Below are 13,480 nucleotides of genomic sequence, written 5' to 3'. Positions count from 1 at the left end.
GGAGGACGAGCGTCGCGCGGAGCTCAGGCCAGGCGGCGGGCCCGCACGAACACCACCGAGTCGCCCAGCAGCGGCATCCGTCCCAGCGCGCGGGCGTCGTGCAGCCCGGCCGTGGTGAGGAGCCGTTCGATGCCGCCGTCCGCGTTGTCGGCGTCGTGAGTGCGGCTGCCCGGACCATGGCCGGGCCGATGACCTGGCTCGACGTGCCGGCGCTGGTTCTCGTGACCGTGCCTGCTCGCGTGGTCCCCGGCGAAGTCCGCGACGGTGACGCTCCCGCCGGGGCGCAGCACGCGCACGATCTCCGCGGCGAGGCGCTCCTTCTCGTCGGCCGGCACGTGGTGCAGCGCCAGGGAGGAGACCACGTGGTCCTGGCTCGCGTCCGGCACCGGCAGCCGGTGGGCGAACCCGCGCACCAGGGTCACCTCCCCGCGCCGACGACGGCGGAGCTTGCGGGCCGCGCGGCGCAGCGAGTCGCCGTCGGGGTCCAGCCCGGTGACGACGACCTCCGGGGCGGCGCGCAGCACCTCGCGCGACAGGTTCCCGGTGCCGCAGCCGACGTCGAGCACGTGCTGCCCGGGGCCGATCTGCGCGAGCTCGACCGTCCGGCGGTACAGGCGGCTCAGGCCGCGGAAGCGGGCGACCAGGTCGTACCAGGGCATCAGCCCGCCGCGGGACATACCGGGCAGGAACTCGTGGGCGGACTCGTCCGGGCGGACGTCGTCGAGCATGCGGACTTCGAGGGGCATGGGTGCCTCCTGGTCGTGGGGCCACCCATCGTCCTCGGGCCGCCCTCGGAGGAGAAGCGGCGTTGCCGGACCGGCAAACGGCGTCGACCGGCGTTCCGCTAGCCTGCCGTGACATGCTGCCGAAGCCTTCTCCTGACCGGCCCGCCCGCATCGAGGCCGAGCCCTCCGCTGCCTGGCCACTGGCCTTCGGCTTCGGGGTCACGGTCCTCTCGCTGTGCGGCACGATCCTCGGCACGGTCCTGGCGTTCGGCAACGACGACTGGATCCTCCTGGTTCTGGGCGGGGTTCTGGGCCTCCTCGTGGGGATCGCCAGGCTGTCGGAGGGCATCTACCGGCTGGTGCGCAGGATCGAGCACGCTCTTCCCCGGCGGGTGTGACGGCCGCCGTCCGTACGATGGCCGCATGTCTGTGGATGGTCCGCCCCCGCCCAGCACCGCCTACCTCGATCACGTCGTCGACGAGACCGAGGAACGCCGTCGTGTGGCGCTCGCGGCGCAGGCAGCGGAGCCCGGGCCGGTGGACGACGGCGGCGCTCCGGCCGCGTTGCGCGCCGCGGTCGAGTCGCGGGTTGCCTCGCTCGCGCCCGACCTGACCCGGATCGTGCGGTCGTTGCACGCGAACCCGGAGACCGCGTTCGAGGAGCACGAGAGCGCCCGGCTGCTCGTGGACGTCGTCGCCGAGCACGGCATCGAGGCGCGGCTCGGGGTGCACGGCGTCGACACGGCGTTCCGCGCGGAGCTGACGGGCCCCGGCGCGGCCGCCGGGCCGACGATCGCGATCTGTGCGGAGTACGACGCGCTGCCCGTCATCGGTCACGCCTGCGGCCACAACGTGATCGCCGCGGCCGGGGTGGGGGCGTTCCTGGCGCTGCGCGACGTGATGCGCGGCCCGGACGCGCCGTCGGGCCGGGTGGTGCTGCTCGGCACGCCTGCCGAGGAGGGGCGCAGCGGCAAGGAGGTCCTGGCGCGTGCCGGCGCGTTCGACGACGTCGACGCCGCGATCATGGTGCACCCGTACGGCGTCGACGTCGCGGACCAGGTGTGGCTCGGCCGGCGGCTGCTGACCTGGACGTTCACGGGCCGGGCCGCGCACGCCTCCGCGCAGCCGTTCATGGGTCGCAACGCCCTGGACGCCGCGACCCTGGCCTACCAGGGCATCGGGCTGCTGCGGCAGCAGATGCCGCCGTCGGACCGCGTGCACGCCACGATCGTCGAGGGCGGCACCCGGCCCAGCATCATCACCGAGCGGGCGGTGATGCATCTCTACGCCCGCTCGAAGTACCCGGACACCCTGCGTGACCTGTCCCGTCGGCTGGACGACGTCGCCCGCGGCGCCGCCCTCATGACCGGCACCGAGGTGCAGATCGACTGGGACGACGGCGCGCACCCCTCGCTGCCCGTGCGGACCAACCAGACACTGACGCGCCGGTGGGTGGCGGCGCAACGGGCGCGCGGGCGGGACGTGCTGCCCGGCGGGGTCGTGTCCGAGACGCTGGCGGCGTCGACGGACTTCGGCAACGTCAGCTTCCGGGTGCCCGGGATGCACCCCCTCATCCAGGTGGCCGACCCCTCCGTGGCGCTGCACACCGAGGCGTTCGCGGAGGCCGCGGGCGGTCCGGACGCCGAGCGTGCCGCCGTCGACGGTGCCGCCGGGCTCGCGCAGACGGCGCTGGACTACCTGTGCGACCCGGTCCTGCGTGAGGCCGTGGACAAGGAGTTCGCGACGGCCGGCGGGGCGATCGACGTGCCGCGCTACTTCGACTGACCCGCCATCGCCGAACGTCTCGGTTCGGCACGGTTCGAAGGCCGAAACCGTGCCGAACCGAGACGCTCGGCGCGTGCTCTACATCGCTCCGACGGCGTCGTCCGCGAAGGCGAACCACTGCTCGGCGAACTCGTCGACGGTGAGGGTGCCGTAGGCGAGCTCCTCGCCGAGGCGCTTGTACTCGGCCTCGATGGAGCCGAAGCCCTCGACGGGCAGGGGCGCCGGCTCGGTGATCTGATCGGCGACCGCCTCCTCGTAGTCGACGACCCGCTGGTCGACGGAGCCGGGCTCGAGCTCCATCGCGTCCCGTTGGGCGGCGACGGCGGGAACGCCCTTCGACGTGCCGAAGATGCGCCCCACCTCCGGCTCGTTGACGAAGAAGTCGAGCAGCGCGGCGACCTCCTGCGGGTGCTGGGTCTGCGCGGACGCGGTCATCTGGAACGTCCGGGCGAACATGTGCTTCTCGCCGTCCGACCCGGACGGGACGGGCAGCATGGCGATGTCGTCCTGGCCGGAGCTCGCGACGTACCCGGCGAGGAAGTTGTCCCAGGACATCTCCACGGCCTGCTCGTTCACCGTGAAACCCCCCTCGGGCGCGAGCTGCTCGTTGCGCTCGACCGGGAAGAAGGCACCCGACTCGCGCAGCGCGTCGGCGGAGCGGAGCCAGTCGGCCATGTCCTGCTCGGTGAACCCGATCTGGCCGTCGTCCGTGAAGGGCGTGACGCCCTCCTGCACCAGGTGCTGCAGGAAGGCCCAGAAGACGCCCGTGTGGTCGTTCGAGCCGTAGAGCGCAGGGTCCAGGTCGCCGCCGGCCTCGCTGAACTCCGCGACCCAGTCGACGTACTCGTCCCAGGTGATGTCCTCCGAGGGCGGTTCCAGGCCGACCTCGTCCACCACGCTGGGGTTGTAGAACATCGCCAGGGTGTTGGTCGCGGTCGGCACGGCGTAGACGCCGTCCTCGATGCGGCCGGAGTCGATGAGCTGGTCGTCGAGCCCGGAGACGTCGATCTCCTCGCCGAGGAACGGGGTGACGTCCAGGAGCTGCCCGGTGCGCGCGTACTGGCGCAGGAACGAGGAGTCGAACTGCATCACGTCCGGCAGTGCTCCCGCGGCGGCCTCGGTGTTGCGGGCGGTCCAGTAGTCGTCGAACGAGGTGAAGGAGGACTGGATCGTGATGTCGGGGTTCTGCTCGGTGAAGAGATCCAGCGCCTCCTGGTAGCGCGCGGCGCGGTCGTCGTTGCCCCACCACGCGACGGTGAGCGTGACGGGCCCGCCCGTGGTCTCGCTCGGTGACGCGTCGCCGCTGCACGACGTCAGGACGAGGGCTGTGGTGGCCACGGTCGCCACCATGGCGGGCACGCGGGCGAATCTCATCTGAGCCTCCTTGCTCGGGACGTTTCCCATGTGGTTCGACCACACGGCTTGAAACGATACAACAGTCCCGGTGCGATGCCCAGTGCTCGTCCGCGGACCCGCGAACGTCACGTCGGCGGAGGGCGAGGTGCACCGCCCTCCGCCGACGGGGCCCGCCGGCGTCAGGCCGTGGTGACCTCGATGCGCTGCGGCGTCGTGCCGGCGAAGACGCCGCCGACGCGCACGGTCAGGACACCCGCGTCGTAGGACGCCCGGACGGCGTCGCCGTCCACGGCCTTCGGCAGCGGGACGACGCGACGGAACTCGCCGTAGCGGACCTCTGAGAACCGGCGGCCCTCGGCGTCCTCGGTGCGGTGGTCCTTGCGCTCGCCGCGCACGACGAGCTTGCGGCCCACGACCTCGACGGTGACGTCCTCGGCCGGATCGATGCCCGGCAGGTCGAAGCGGGCGACGAGATCCTCGCCGTCACGGTAGACGTCTGCCGGTGCGGCCTGGCGCTCGGCGGGTGCGAGCGGCAGGCGGCGCGCGTCACGGATCCGGACGTCGGCGAACGGGGGGCGGGTCAGGGTGGCGATCATGGTTCCTCCTCAGGGCGTGTGCTGATGAGGGTTGCAACTTGAGTCGTACCGACTCAATTTCCGGGTTCGCCCACGGCGGACGACGCGTCACCGGCGAGGTCACCCAGAGAACCCCTCCCTCCCGTCGCTCGTCCGGCGCGCCTCGCGCACCCTGGGCAGGATGAGCACCATGAGCACCCTCACCGCCGCCGAGCTCACCGAGATCTACACCGACCTGCACGCCCATCCCGAGCTGGCCTTCGCCGAGCACCGCACGGCGGGCATCGTCACCGGTCGCCTCCGGGCGGAGGGCTTCGAGGTGCACGAGGGCATCGGGGGCACCGGCGTCGTCGGCGTCCTAGCCCAGGGAGACGGGCCCACCGTGCTGCTCCGTGCGGACATGGACGGGCTGCCGGTCGAGGAGCGCACCGGCCTGCCGTACGCCTCGACGGAGACGGCGACCACGCGGGACGGGCACGAGACGCGGACCATGCACGCGTGCGGGCACGACGTGCACGTCACCTGTCTCCTCGGTGCGGCAAGCCACCTCGCCAAGCACCGCGAGGAGTGGTCGGGCACCCTGCAGGTGCTCTTCCAGCCGGCGGAGGAGGAGGGCGGCGGCGCCCGCGTCATGGTCGACGACGGTCTGTTCGACCGGGTCGCCACGCCCGACGTCGTGCTCGGCCAGCACGTCATGCCGCTCCCGGTGGGCGTCGTGAGCCTCAGACCGGGCCCCACCATGGCCGCGGGCGACTCGTGGCGGGTCACGCTGCACGGCAAGGGCGGTCACGGGTCGAGCCCGGAGGGCGCCGTCGACCCGGTGCTGATGGCTGCTGCCACGATCCAGCGGCTGCAGGGGATCGTGTCGCGGGAGGTCGGCGCGACGGAGGCCGCTGTCGTCACCGTCGGCTCCGTGCGGGCGGGGACCCAGGCGAACATCATCCCGGACCGCGCCGAGCTCCTGGTCAACGTCCGCAGCTTCGACGGGGGCGTCCGCGGCCGGGTGCTCGGCGCCGTCCGGCGGATCGTCGAGGCCGAGGCGCAGGCCTCAGGCGCGCCACGCCCGCCGGAGATCGAGGAGCTCTCGAGGTTCCACCTCACGGTCAACGACCCGGACGCCACCGAGCGCACGCGCGGCGTCCTCGCCGACGCGCTGGAGTCGCGCCGTGGCACGATCGAGGCCGCGGGCGGTCGTCCGCTCGCGATCGCGCTGCCTCCGCTGGCAGGGTCCGAGGACGTCGGCGACCTGGCCGCCGCGGCGGGCGCCCCGCTCGTCTACTGGCACCTGGGCGGGTTCGAGGCGGCGCTGTTCGACGGGTTCGACACCTCGCGCGCCAGCATGGGCAGCCTCCCGGAGAGCGTCGCGGCGAACCACTCGCCGTTCTTCGCGCCCGTGCCGGAACCGACGCTCGAGCTCGGCGTCGACCTGCTGGTCGCCGCGGCCCGGGAGTGGCTCGCCTGAGGCGCTACGCGTTCTGCGTCTGCCCGCGCAGCGCGTTGATCTGCTCCTGCAGCTCGGTGAGCGCCGCCACGACCTCGGGGGTGGTGTCGGCATGCTCGATGACGTGGTTGACCTCGGCGGAGGCCGCCTCGAGCGCGACCTGCGCGTCGGCGAGCGCCACCACGGCGCCGTCGGACGACTCGGCGGCCTTGTCGAGGGCGACGCGCGCTTCGTCGGTGGCGGCCTGAGCAGAGTCGACGGCGTTCGTGACGTCCTCCCCGAGTCCTGAGCTGAGCTCGGAGGTCTGGTCCGCGAGCTGTTGAAGGTCGGCGTCCAGGCTCGCGGCCTGGACCTGGGCGTCGGCGATGTACTGCTCGACGTCCTCCGGGACGGAGCAGGCGCCGAGCGTCAGGGTGACGGCGAGCAGGCCTGCCGCGGCAGCGCGGCCCGGTGCTCGCCCGGTCGAGGTGCTTGTCGTCGTCGACGTCATGGTCCGATTCTGCCCGGGACGTCGCGGAATGTATGTGTTCACCCCCACAGAGAAAGTGGAGATCTTGCGCACACTCAGTTCACACGGAAGCGCAGCCGCGCCCCGGGTGGCACCTGGCCGGCCAGCCAGAGTGCCGATGTCGGCACGGCGGCGACGACGGGGTATCCGCCGGTGAGCGGGTGGTCGGCGAGGAAGAGCACCGGCTGCCCGTCCGGCGGGACCTGCAGGGCGCCGGTGACGCACCCTTCGCTCGGCAGCTCCGCCCGGCCGACGGCGGGGCGCTGCTCCAGGCCCACGTCCCCGGCCAGCCGAAGCCCGACCCGGTTCGACCGCGACGTCACCTCCCACTCCTGCGTGGTGAGCAGTCGCAGCGCCTCGGGGGTGAACCAGTCGTCGCGCGGCCCGAGCACCACGGGCAGCGTCACGACGTCCCCGGGTGCCGGCAGTGCGTCCGGGTCGGACGCTCCAGCTTCTTGGGCTGCCACGGCGGACGAGGGCGCCGGCCCGGCGGGCAGGACCGTTCCGGCCGCGAGGGGGTCTGGCCCCAGCCCGGAGAGCACGTCGGTGGCGCGGGAACCGAGCACCGGGGGGAGGTCGAGCCCGCCGCGCAGCGCGACATAGGTCCGCAGGCCGCGCGACGGCGGCCCGACCGACAGCTCGTCGCCGTCGGCCAGCGCGAACGCCTGGCCGGACGGGGGGACCCGGGCGGGGTCTCCGCCGTCGGGCACCACCTCGAGCGGGGCGGGTGCGCCGGTGACCGCGACGATGCAGCGCCCGTGCGCTCGGAGCCGCAGACCGCCGAGCGTCTCCAGGGCGGCGGACCCGACGGGGTTGCCGACGGCTCGGTGTGCGGCGCGCAGGCTGCGTGGGTCGGCGGCGCCCGAGGCGGCCACGCCGAGATCGGCGTGCCCCGGCCGGCCGAGGTCCTGCACGAGGCTCTGCGGGCCAGGGTCGACCACCTCCAGGCCGCTCCGCTCGGCACTTCCGGCCTCGTTCGGCAGTTCGGACTGCCGAACGCGGCCGGAAGTGCCGAACGAAGCAGAAGCGCCGCGTGCCGACCCCCGCACCGCGACGAACCGCACCCGGTCGCCGGGCACCCACAGCGCGGGCGGGTCCCGTCGGACGTCCCACGTCACGACGTCGGTGCGGCCGACGAGCTGCCACCCGCCCGGGCTCTCGCGCGGATAGACACCCGAGTACTCACCCGCGAGGGCCACCGCCCCCGCGGGCACGCGCGTGCGCGGAGAGGACCGGCGGGGAACCACCAGCCCCGGGTCGTCGCCCACCAGGTAGCCGAATCCCGGCGCGAACCCCACGAACCCCACCGTCCAGCGTGCGGCGGTGTGCCGTCGTACCACCTCCGCCGTGCTCCAGCCCAGGTGCGCCGCGACGTCGTCCAGGTCCACGCCGTCGTAGACCGTGGGAACCTCCACGAGGCGCCCTCCGTCGTCCGTGCCCGACGGCGGCACCGCGGCCCGTGCCCGCAGCTCGGCGGCGAGGGTCGCGGTGGAGACGGTCCAGGGGTCGAACGGCACCAGCACCGTCCGCGCGCCCGGGACCGGCTGCCCGACGCCGGGGAGCGGTTCGGAGCGCAGCGACCGGTGCAGCGCCGTCGCGGCCGCGAGGTCGGCGACCTCCACGAGCAGCGCGTCGTCCCGCGCGACCCGGACCCGGACGCCCGCCGGCCCGGCCTCGTCGGGCGGCACGGCGCCGTCGGGCGGGCTCACGCGTCCCCGACGAACGGCCGGAGCCGGACGCCGGCGTCGGCCAGCACGCTGCGCACCCGCTCGGCCATCGCGACCGCGCCGGGGGTGTCACCGTGCACGCACACCGAGTCGGCGTGCACCGCCACGTCGGTCCCGTCGACCGCCGTGACGAGGCCTGACGTGACCAGCCGCAGCACGCGGTCGGCCACCACCTGGGCATCGTCCAGCACGGCACCGGGCTCGCCTCGCGGTACGAGGGTCCCGGCCGTGGTGTACGCCCGGTCGGCGAACGCCTCGGCCGCCGTGGCGAGCCCGGCGTCGGCCGCCGCGTCCAGTGCGACGCTGCCCGGCAGGCCGAGCACGACGAGCGTCGGGTCGACCGCGGCGACCGCTGCGGCCACGTCCTCGGCGACCCGCGCGTCGGTCGCCGCCGTGTTGTACAGGGCCCCGTGCGGCTTGACGTACCGGACGCGGGTGCCCTCGGCGGCGGCGACGGCCTGCAGCGCCCCGAGCTGGTAGACGATGTCGGCGCGCAGCTCGTCGCTGGGCACGTCCATGGTGCGCCGTCCGAACCCTGCGAGATCCCGGTAGGCGACGTGCGCGCCGATGGTCACCCCGCGGGCGACGGCACCGCAGACGGTGCGGCGCATCGTCGCGGGATCGCCGGCATGGAACCCGCAGGCCACGTTCGCGCTGGAGACGACGGCGAGCATGCGGTCGTCGTCGCCGAGGCTCCAGCGCCCGAACCCCTCGCCGAGATCGCTGTTCAGGTCGATGCCCGGGATCGCCGTCGCGGAGGAAGCGGTCATGGATCCTAGTGTGCCCGGTGCCGGCGGTCGAGCCGATGACCGGGTGATCAGTGGGTGGACATCGGGCCGGAGGACTGGCGGTACACGTCGCGGTACCGCAGAGTGGTGCCAGGGGAGTTGCCTGCAGCATCGAGGCACGGTGATGTGCAAGGATGCGTGCGGCAGCACAGCAGCTGGCAGAGGGGTTCCGCGTGGCGCTCAAGAAGAACGGTGACCTGGGAGACCGCGACGACGTCGTCGCTGAGACCTCGGCGAGCACCGACCCACCCGTGCAGCGTGCCCATCCGGTGCTGCGCACCCTGGGTGCCGGTGCCGCAGCGTTCACCCTCGCCGCCGGCTTCATGGCCGGATCGGTGGCCGACCTCCCCTGGAACCAGTTCCCCGAGCATCCCGGGTTCTCCGCGCCCGTGGAGCCGGACCCCGTGGTCGTGGGCGTCATCGGTACCTCGTCCACCACGGGCCCGGCGACGGTGGGCCAGCTTCTCGACATCGTCGAGCGAGCCGAGCTGGCTGCGCTGGACTCGGGGCGCGTGCTCGATCCCGAGGTCCAGCAGGCCGCCGCCGAGTTCGGTGGCCTGCTCAGCATCTACGTCGCTCAGCAGGGGGCCGCCGTCGAACCCCGCGTGGGCGCACCCGAGATCCGGCGCGACGTCGTCGACTCCCTGCCGACGGACCCTGCCGACGATCCGGAGGAGCCCGGCGCCGCCGAGGAGCCCGGGATGTTCGTCGAGCCCGGCGACCTCGACACCGACGATCTGCGACCGCCTGCCGAGGTGACGGAGCGGCCGGAGGGCGACGACGCCTGGCACGGGGACGGCGGGTCGCTGCGCCCGCAGGACGTCGTCGACGTCGGTAGGCCCGAGATCGAGTACGGCATCGCGGACGACGAGCCTCGGTCGACGGCGGACCTGGAGCCGATCGAGCAGGTCGACGTGCCGAGCCTCCAGCTCCCCACGCTGGACGAGCTGCTCGCGGGAGACGGCGCGCTGCGCGTGACCAACCTGGTGGAGCCTGACGACCTGGTCGGTTCCGCCGGCGATGCGGAGGAGCCGGACGCGGACGGCCACGAGGGCGTGGAGCACGAGGCGGACGAGGAGCACGAGGAGCACCACCACCACGACGAGGTCGTGACCTTCGACGACCTCGTCGTGGCGGCGACGCGGCTGTCCACGCTCCTCGACCCGGCGTCGGCCACCTTCGTCATCGACATCCGACCGGCGGTCACCGAGCTGGCCGACGGAACCTTCGTGTCGAACGACGGCACCCCGGTCTCGGCCGACGGGCTGCCGCTGGACATGGCGGCGAACTCGCTCTCGTCGGCGCTGCGGGCCGTCGTCGACCAGCACGCCGCGTCCACGGCGGGCTACAGCAACGGCAGGATCCCGGCCTCGGTGCTGTGCGCCCTGCCCTGGGCTCCCGGCCACATGCTCCGGTGCGACGCCGCCCTGCAGCTGGAAGCGCTCAACAAGGCGTACCGCGCGAAGTTCGGCACCGACATCCCGATCACGGACTCCTACCGCTCCTACGCCGGGCAGGTTGCGGTGCGCGCCGCCAAGCCCCACCTGGCCGCCGTGCCGGGCACGTCGAACCACGGGTGGGGACTGGCGGTCGACCTGTCGCACCCGATCTCGAGCGGCAGGTCCGCGGAGTACGCGTGGCTGCGGGTCAACGGACCCGACTACGGCTGGGACAACCCGGCGTGGGCGCGTCTCGGCGGCAGCAAGCCCGAGCCATGGCACTTCGAGTTCTTCGCCTCGGGCCCGATCCCGGACCGCGCTACCTCGACCGCCGACGTGAAGACCGCGGGTGGGTCGTCGGCCGGCGGTTCCTCCGGCGGCAACGGCTCGTCGGGTGGCGGCAAGGACAAGGGCGCCGCGGCCGCGAAGGACACCAAGGACACGTCGAAGGACAAGGCTGGTTCGAAGGGCGGCTCGCAGGGCAAGGCCAACGACAAGGCTGGTTCGACGGACAAGGCCACGGGCGGCAGCAAGCAGAACGACGACAAGCCTGCTGACCAGAAGAAGGGCGACTCGAAGCCGAGCCCCAGCCCGTCGCCGAAGCCCAGCACGTCGCCGTCGCCGAAGCCGACCGACCCGTCGCCGAAGCCGAGCCCGTCGCCGAAGCCGAGCCCGTCGCCGGAACCGAGCCCGTCGCCGGAGCCGACCGAGCCGGGGCCGACCGAGCCGGGGCCGACCGAGCCGATCGACTGCGATGCCGGCGCTCCGGCCGATGATGAAGGGCAGACCGAGGACACCTCCGACGGCGGTGACGAGACCACCGACTGCGAGGAGCCGGTGGACGGCCAGAGCCTGACCGGCACGCTGCTCGGCAACGTCGCCAAGCTGAACGACCCGGACGAGGAGTGACGGAGCAGCGTCCCCGCGAGCCCGGTCGCTTCCTTGACGAGGGCTGCCGCCGGTGCACACCCGGGACGGCGCAGCGCGTGCTCGCTGAGCAGCCATGACGGAGTCCGATACCGAGCAGCGCGCCCGCCAGGCCCTCGAGGCGGCGGGGGTGACGTTCGAGCTCACCCGGCACGCACCGGTCGGCAGTCTCGCCGCTGCGGCTGCGGCTCGTGGGCTCGATCCGCAGCAGGTCCTCAAGACGCTCGTGGTGCGCCGCGGCGAGGGTGACTTCCTGTTCGTGCTCGTCCCGGGCGGGCGGACCATCGCCTGGGCGAGGCTCCGGTCGGTGCTCGGGGTGAACCGGCTGTCGATGCCGGACGCCGCCGTCGCCCGTGACGTCACGGGGTACGAGCGCGGCACGATCACGCCGTTCGGCTCGCTCGTCGCGTGGCCCGTGATCGCCGACGCCACGATCCCGGGCGCGGGTCGCGTCTCGGTCGGTGCGGGAGGTCACGGCGTGGCGGCGACGCTCGACGCCGAGGACTTGCTGCGCGTGCTCGGCGCGCAGGTCGCCGACGTCACCGACCCGGAGCCGCTGCCCGGCGGGTGAACCTCTGACGACGATCGTGTGGTTCCACTGGACGAATCGGCAAGACGGGTGAACACTCGACCCGTGGCTCTTTCGTCGGGGGGAGAAGAGCCACGCTCGGCCGCCGACGGCACTACGGGAGCCTGACACCCCATGGACATCGACCGCACCACGGAACTCGAGCCCGATCCCGGTTCTGGCATCTCCTGCCAGCACCAGGAGGACGGCACCTACCTGACCCTCTGGGGCGAGGTCGATGCCGCACTGCGTGAGGCGGCGAGCGACGCGATGAGCACCGTCGTCGCGCGTCGCGACGTGACACCGATCGTCCTGGACGTCCGCGACGTGACGTTCCTCGACTCGTCGGGCGTGGCCTTCATCCTGCAGATCTACATGCTCGGTCAGGAGACCGGTGCGCCGGTGCGCCTGCTCGAGCCGTCCGAGGCCGTGGTCGAGGTCCTCGACATGGTCGGGATGGCCGGGCGCATCCCCGTCCTGCGCGAGGAGCAGCCCGCGGGCGCGTAGCCCTGGCCCTGTGGGGCGGGCGTGCCCGACGGCGTCACCTCGTGGGCGCTCAGCGGGCGCGGGCGGTGGCGCGGTGGACGAGCCGGGCCGGTGAGATGACGTGCTCCCGGGCGCCTGTTCCGCCGTCGGCCCCGCCTGCCGGCCCGCGGGCGACGGCGTCGAGGAGGCGGAGCGCCTCGGTGACCATCCGTTCGTGCCCGGGGTCCACGGTGGACAGGGCGGGCACGGTGAACTCCGACGAGGCGAGGTTGTCGAACCCGATCACCTGCACGTCGTCGGGAACCCGCACCCCTGCCTCGGCGAGCCCGGCGAGGACGCCCGTGGCGAGCGTGTCGGTGACGGCGAAGACGGCGTCGAACTCGATCCCGTCGGCGACGAGTCGTCGGACGGCGTCGCGGCCGGAGGTGAGGTCGGCGGGGGCGCGGACGAGCAGCTCGGGTGCCGGGTCCGTGCCGGCGTCGGCGTGCGCCAGGGTCCAGCCGAGGGTGCGCGCGGGCTTCATGCCGGACGCGGGGTCGGGGTCGGCGCCGCCGACGACGGCGATCCGGCGCGATCCGGTGGCCAGCAGGTGGGCGGTGGCGAGCCGGGCGCCGGCGACGTTGTCCATGCGGACGTGGTCGTAGCGGGCCGGCATCTCCTGCTCGCCGAGCAGCACCAGGGGGACCGACGTGTGCAGGTCGTCGAGGTCCGCGGCGGACATGCCGACCACGGACAGCAGCACGCCGTCGTAGAGCTGCCAGCGGGCCTGGGAGACGGCGGCGAGCTCGGCCTCCCGGCTCGCCCCGGTCTGCTCGACGACGAGGTGTCGGTCCTCGGCGGCGAGGAGGGCGGCGAGCCGGGCGGCGAGCTCGCCGAAGTAGGGATGGTCGAAGTGCGGCACCACGAGGGCCACGGTGTCGGTGCGCCCGGCCCGCAGATGACGGGCGGTGAGGTTGAGCTCGTAGCCGAGCGCGGCGGCGGCCTGCTCCACGCGTGACCGCGTCGCCGGGCTCACGTGCCGCCGTCCGGTCAGCACGTTGGAGACCGTCATCGCGGACACGCCGGCGGTGCGCGCCACGTCGCTCATGGTCGGCTTCACGCCCGTCACGGTATCCGCTCACCCCTCTTCCTTCCGGCGCCAGTTTATCGATAAAC

General features: G+C 73.5%; 13 protein-coding genes. 6 read left to right on the top strand and 7 right to left on the bottom strand.

The genetic code is table 11. From position 1 onward, the window contains the following. Positions 1-23: 23 nt before the first annotated feature. A complete protein-coding gene (locus tag PZC42_RS13905; RefSeq protein ID WP_277212124.1) occupies positions 24-746 on the bottom strand; it encodes a class I SAM-dependent methyltransferase in 723 nt (240 codons plus the stop codon). A gap of 113 nt (positions 747-859) precedes the next feature. Here PZC42_RS13905 and PZC42_RS13900 point away from each other — a divergent pair, with 113 nt between their 5' ends. Next, the gene (locus PZC42_RS13900; RefSeq protein WP_277212121.1) at positions 860-1,123 is read left to right on the top strand and encodes a hypothetical protein; all 264 of its coding nucleotides are present in this window, start codon (positions 860-862) and stop codon (positions 1,121-1,123) included. A 25-nt stretch (positions 1,124-1,148) separates the two neighbouring features. After that, on the top strand, positions 1,149-2,510 hold the full coding sequence (locus tag PZC42_RS13895; RefSeq protein WP_277212119.1) for a M20 family metallopeptidase: 1,362 nt from the start codon (positions 1,149-1,151) through the stop codon (positions 2,508-2,510). 78 nt (positions 2,511-2,588) lie between these two features. Here PZC42_RS13895 and PZC42_RS13890 read toward each other — a convergent pair whose 3' ends face one another. Further along, positions 2,589-3,884 carry an ABC transporter substrate-binding protein gene (locus PZC42_RS13890; protein ID WP_277212117.1) on the bottom strand — a complete coding sequence of 432 codons (1,296 nt, stop codon included), beginning with the start codon at positions 3,882-3,884 and terminating at the stop codon, positions 2,589-2,591. A 161-nt stretch (positions 3,885-4,045) separates the two neighbouring features. Beyond that, positions 4,046-4,462 carry an Hsp20/alpha crystallin family protein gene (locus PZC42_RS13885; RefSeq protein WP_277212115.1) on the bottom strand — a complete coding sequence of 139 codons (417 nt, stop codon included), beginning with the start codon at positions 4,460-4,462 and terminating at the stop codon, positions 4,046-4,048. Between the two features lie 169 nt (positions 4,463-4,631). Here PZC42_RS13885 and PZC42_RS13880 point away from each other — a divergent pair, with 169 nt between their 5' ends. Then, a complete protein-coding gene (locus tag PZC42_RS13880; RefSeq protein ID WP_277212113.1) occupies positions 4,632-5,903 on the top strand; it encodes an amidohydrolase in 1,272 nt (423 codons plus the stop codon). Between the two features lie 4 nt (positions 5,904-5,907). Here the strand turns inward: PZC42_RS13880 and PZC42_RS13875 are convergent, their stop codons facing one another. The 3 genes from PZC42_RS13875 to PZC42_RS13865 all read right to left on the bottom strand — a co-directional run bounded on the left by PZC42_RS13875 (position 5,908) and on the right by PZC42_RS13865 (position 8,887). Beyond that, positions 5,908-6,372 carry a hypothetical protein gene (locus PZC42_RS13875; protein ID WP_277212112.1) on the bottom strand — a complete coding sequence of 155 codons (465 nt, stop codon included), beginning with the start codon at positions 6,370-6,372 and terminating at the stop codon, positions 5,908-5,910. 74 nt (positions 6,373-6,446) lie between these two features. After that, the gene (locus PZC42_RS22575) at positions 6,447-8,099 is read right to left on the bottom strand and encodes a 5-oxoprolinase subunit B/C family protein (RefSeq protein WP_277212110.1); all 1,653 of its coding nucleotides are present in this window, start codon (positions 8,097-8,099) and stop codon (positions 6,447-6,449) included. After that, positions 8,096-8,887 carry a LamB/YcsF family protein gene (locus tag PZC42_RS13865; RefSeq protein ID WP_277212108.1) on the bottom strand — a complete coding sequence of 264 codons (792 nt, stop codon included), beginning with the start codon at positions 8,885-8,887 and terminating at the stop codon, positions 8,096-8,098. The genes PZC42_RS22575 and PZC42_RS13865 overlap by 4 nt, the downstream gene beginning before the upstream one ends. 152 nt (positions 8,888-9,039) lie before the next feature. Between PZC42_RS13865 and PZC42_RS13860 the strand changes: the two genes are divergently transcribed. From PZC42_RS13860 to PZC42_RS13850, 3 genes are all read left to right on the top strand, one after another. Further along, positions 9,040-11,253 carry a M15 family metallopeptidase gene (locus tag PZC42_RS13860; protein ID WP_277212106.1) on the top strand — a complete coding sequence of 738 codons (2,214 nt, stop codon included), beginning with the start codon at positions 9,040-9,042 and terminating at the stop codon, positions 11,251-11,253. A gap of 94 nt (positions 11,254-11,347) precedes the next feature. Then, positions 11,348-11,842: an aminoacyl-tRNA deacylase gene (locus PZC42_RS13855; protein ID WP_277212105.1), complete on the top strand. Its 495-nt coding sequence runs from the start codon at positions 11,348-11,350 to the stop codon at positions 11,840-11,842. Between the two features lie 132 nt (positions 11,843-11,974). Next, positions 11,975-12,346 (top strand): STAS domain-containing protein, encoded by a 372-nt coding sequence (locus PZC42_RS13850; RefSeq protein WP_277212103.1) that lies wholly within the window; start codon positions 11,975-11,977, stop codon positions 12,344-12,346. 49 nt (positions 12,347-12,395) lie between these two features. Here the strand turns inward: PZC42_RS13850 and PZC42_RS13845 are convergent, their stop codons facing one another. Continuing rightward, on the bottom strand, positions 12,396-13,424 hold the full coding sequence (locus PZC42_RS13845) for a LacI family DNA-binding transcriptional regulator (protein WP_277212101.1): 1,029 nt from the start codon (positions 13,422-13,424) through the stop codon (positions 12,396-12,398). Positions 13,425-13,480 lie beyond the last annotated feature (56 nt).

The organism is Isoptericola croceus (assembly GCF_029382255.1).
Classification (GTDB): domain Bacteria; phylum Actinomycetota; class Actinomycetes; order Actinomycetales; family Cellulomonadaceae; genus Isoptericola; species Isoptericola croceus.
This window is presented reverse-complemented; position numbering and strand designations above follow the sequence as displayed.

Bases quoted from the DNA above. Each gene is read 5' to 3' on its own strand.
- PZC42_RS13880 (WP_277212113.1), top strand. From the start codon at position 4,632: ATGAGCACCCTCACCGCCGCCGAGCTCACCGAGATCTACACCGACCTG.
- PZC42_RS13890 (WP_277212117.1), bottom strand. From the start codon at position 3,884: ATGAGATTCGCCCGCGTGCCCGCCATGGTGGCGACCGTGGCCACCACA.
- PZC42_RS13860 (WP_277212106.1), top strand. From the start codon at position 9,040: ATGCGTGCGGCAGCACAGCAGCTGGCAGAGGGGTTCCGCGTGGCGCTC.
- PZC42_RS13885 (WP_277212115.1), bottom strand. From the start codon at position 4,462: ATGATCGCCACCCTGACCCGCCCCCCGTTCGCCGACGTCCGGATCCGT.
- PZC42_RS13875 (WP_277212112.1), bottom strand. From the start codon at position 6,372: ATGACGTCGACGACGACAAGCACCTCGACCGGGCGAGCACCGGGCCGC.
- PZC42_RS13900 (WP_277212121.1), top strand. From the start codon at position 860: ATGCTGCCGAAGCCTTCTCCTGACCGGCCCGCCCGCATCGAGGCCGAG.
- PZC42_RS13865 (WP_277212108.1), bottom strand. From the start codon at position 8,887: ATGACCGCTTCCTCCGCGACGGCGATCCCGGGCATCGACCTGAACAGC.
- PZC42_RS13855 (WP_277212105.1), top strand. From the start codon at position 11,348: ATGACGGAGTCCGATACCGAGCAGCGCGCCCGCCAGGCCCTCGAGGCG.
- PZC42_RS13850 (WP_277212103.1), top strand. From the start codon at position 11,975: ATGGACATCGACCGCACCACGGAACTCGAGCCCGATCCCGGTTCTGGC.
- PZC42_RS13895 (WP_277212119.1), top strand. From the start codon at position 1,149: ATGTCTGTGGATGGTCCGCCCCCGCCCAGCACCGCCTACCTCGATCAC.
- PZC42_RS13905 (WP_277212124.1), bottom strand. From the start codon at position 746: ATGCCCCTCGAAGTCCGCATGCTCGACGACGTCCGCCCGGACGAGTCC.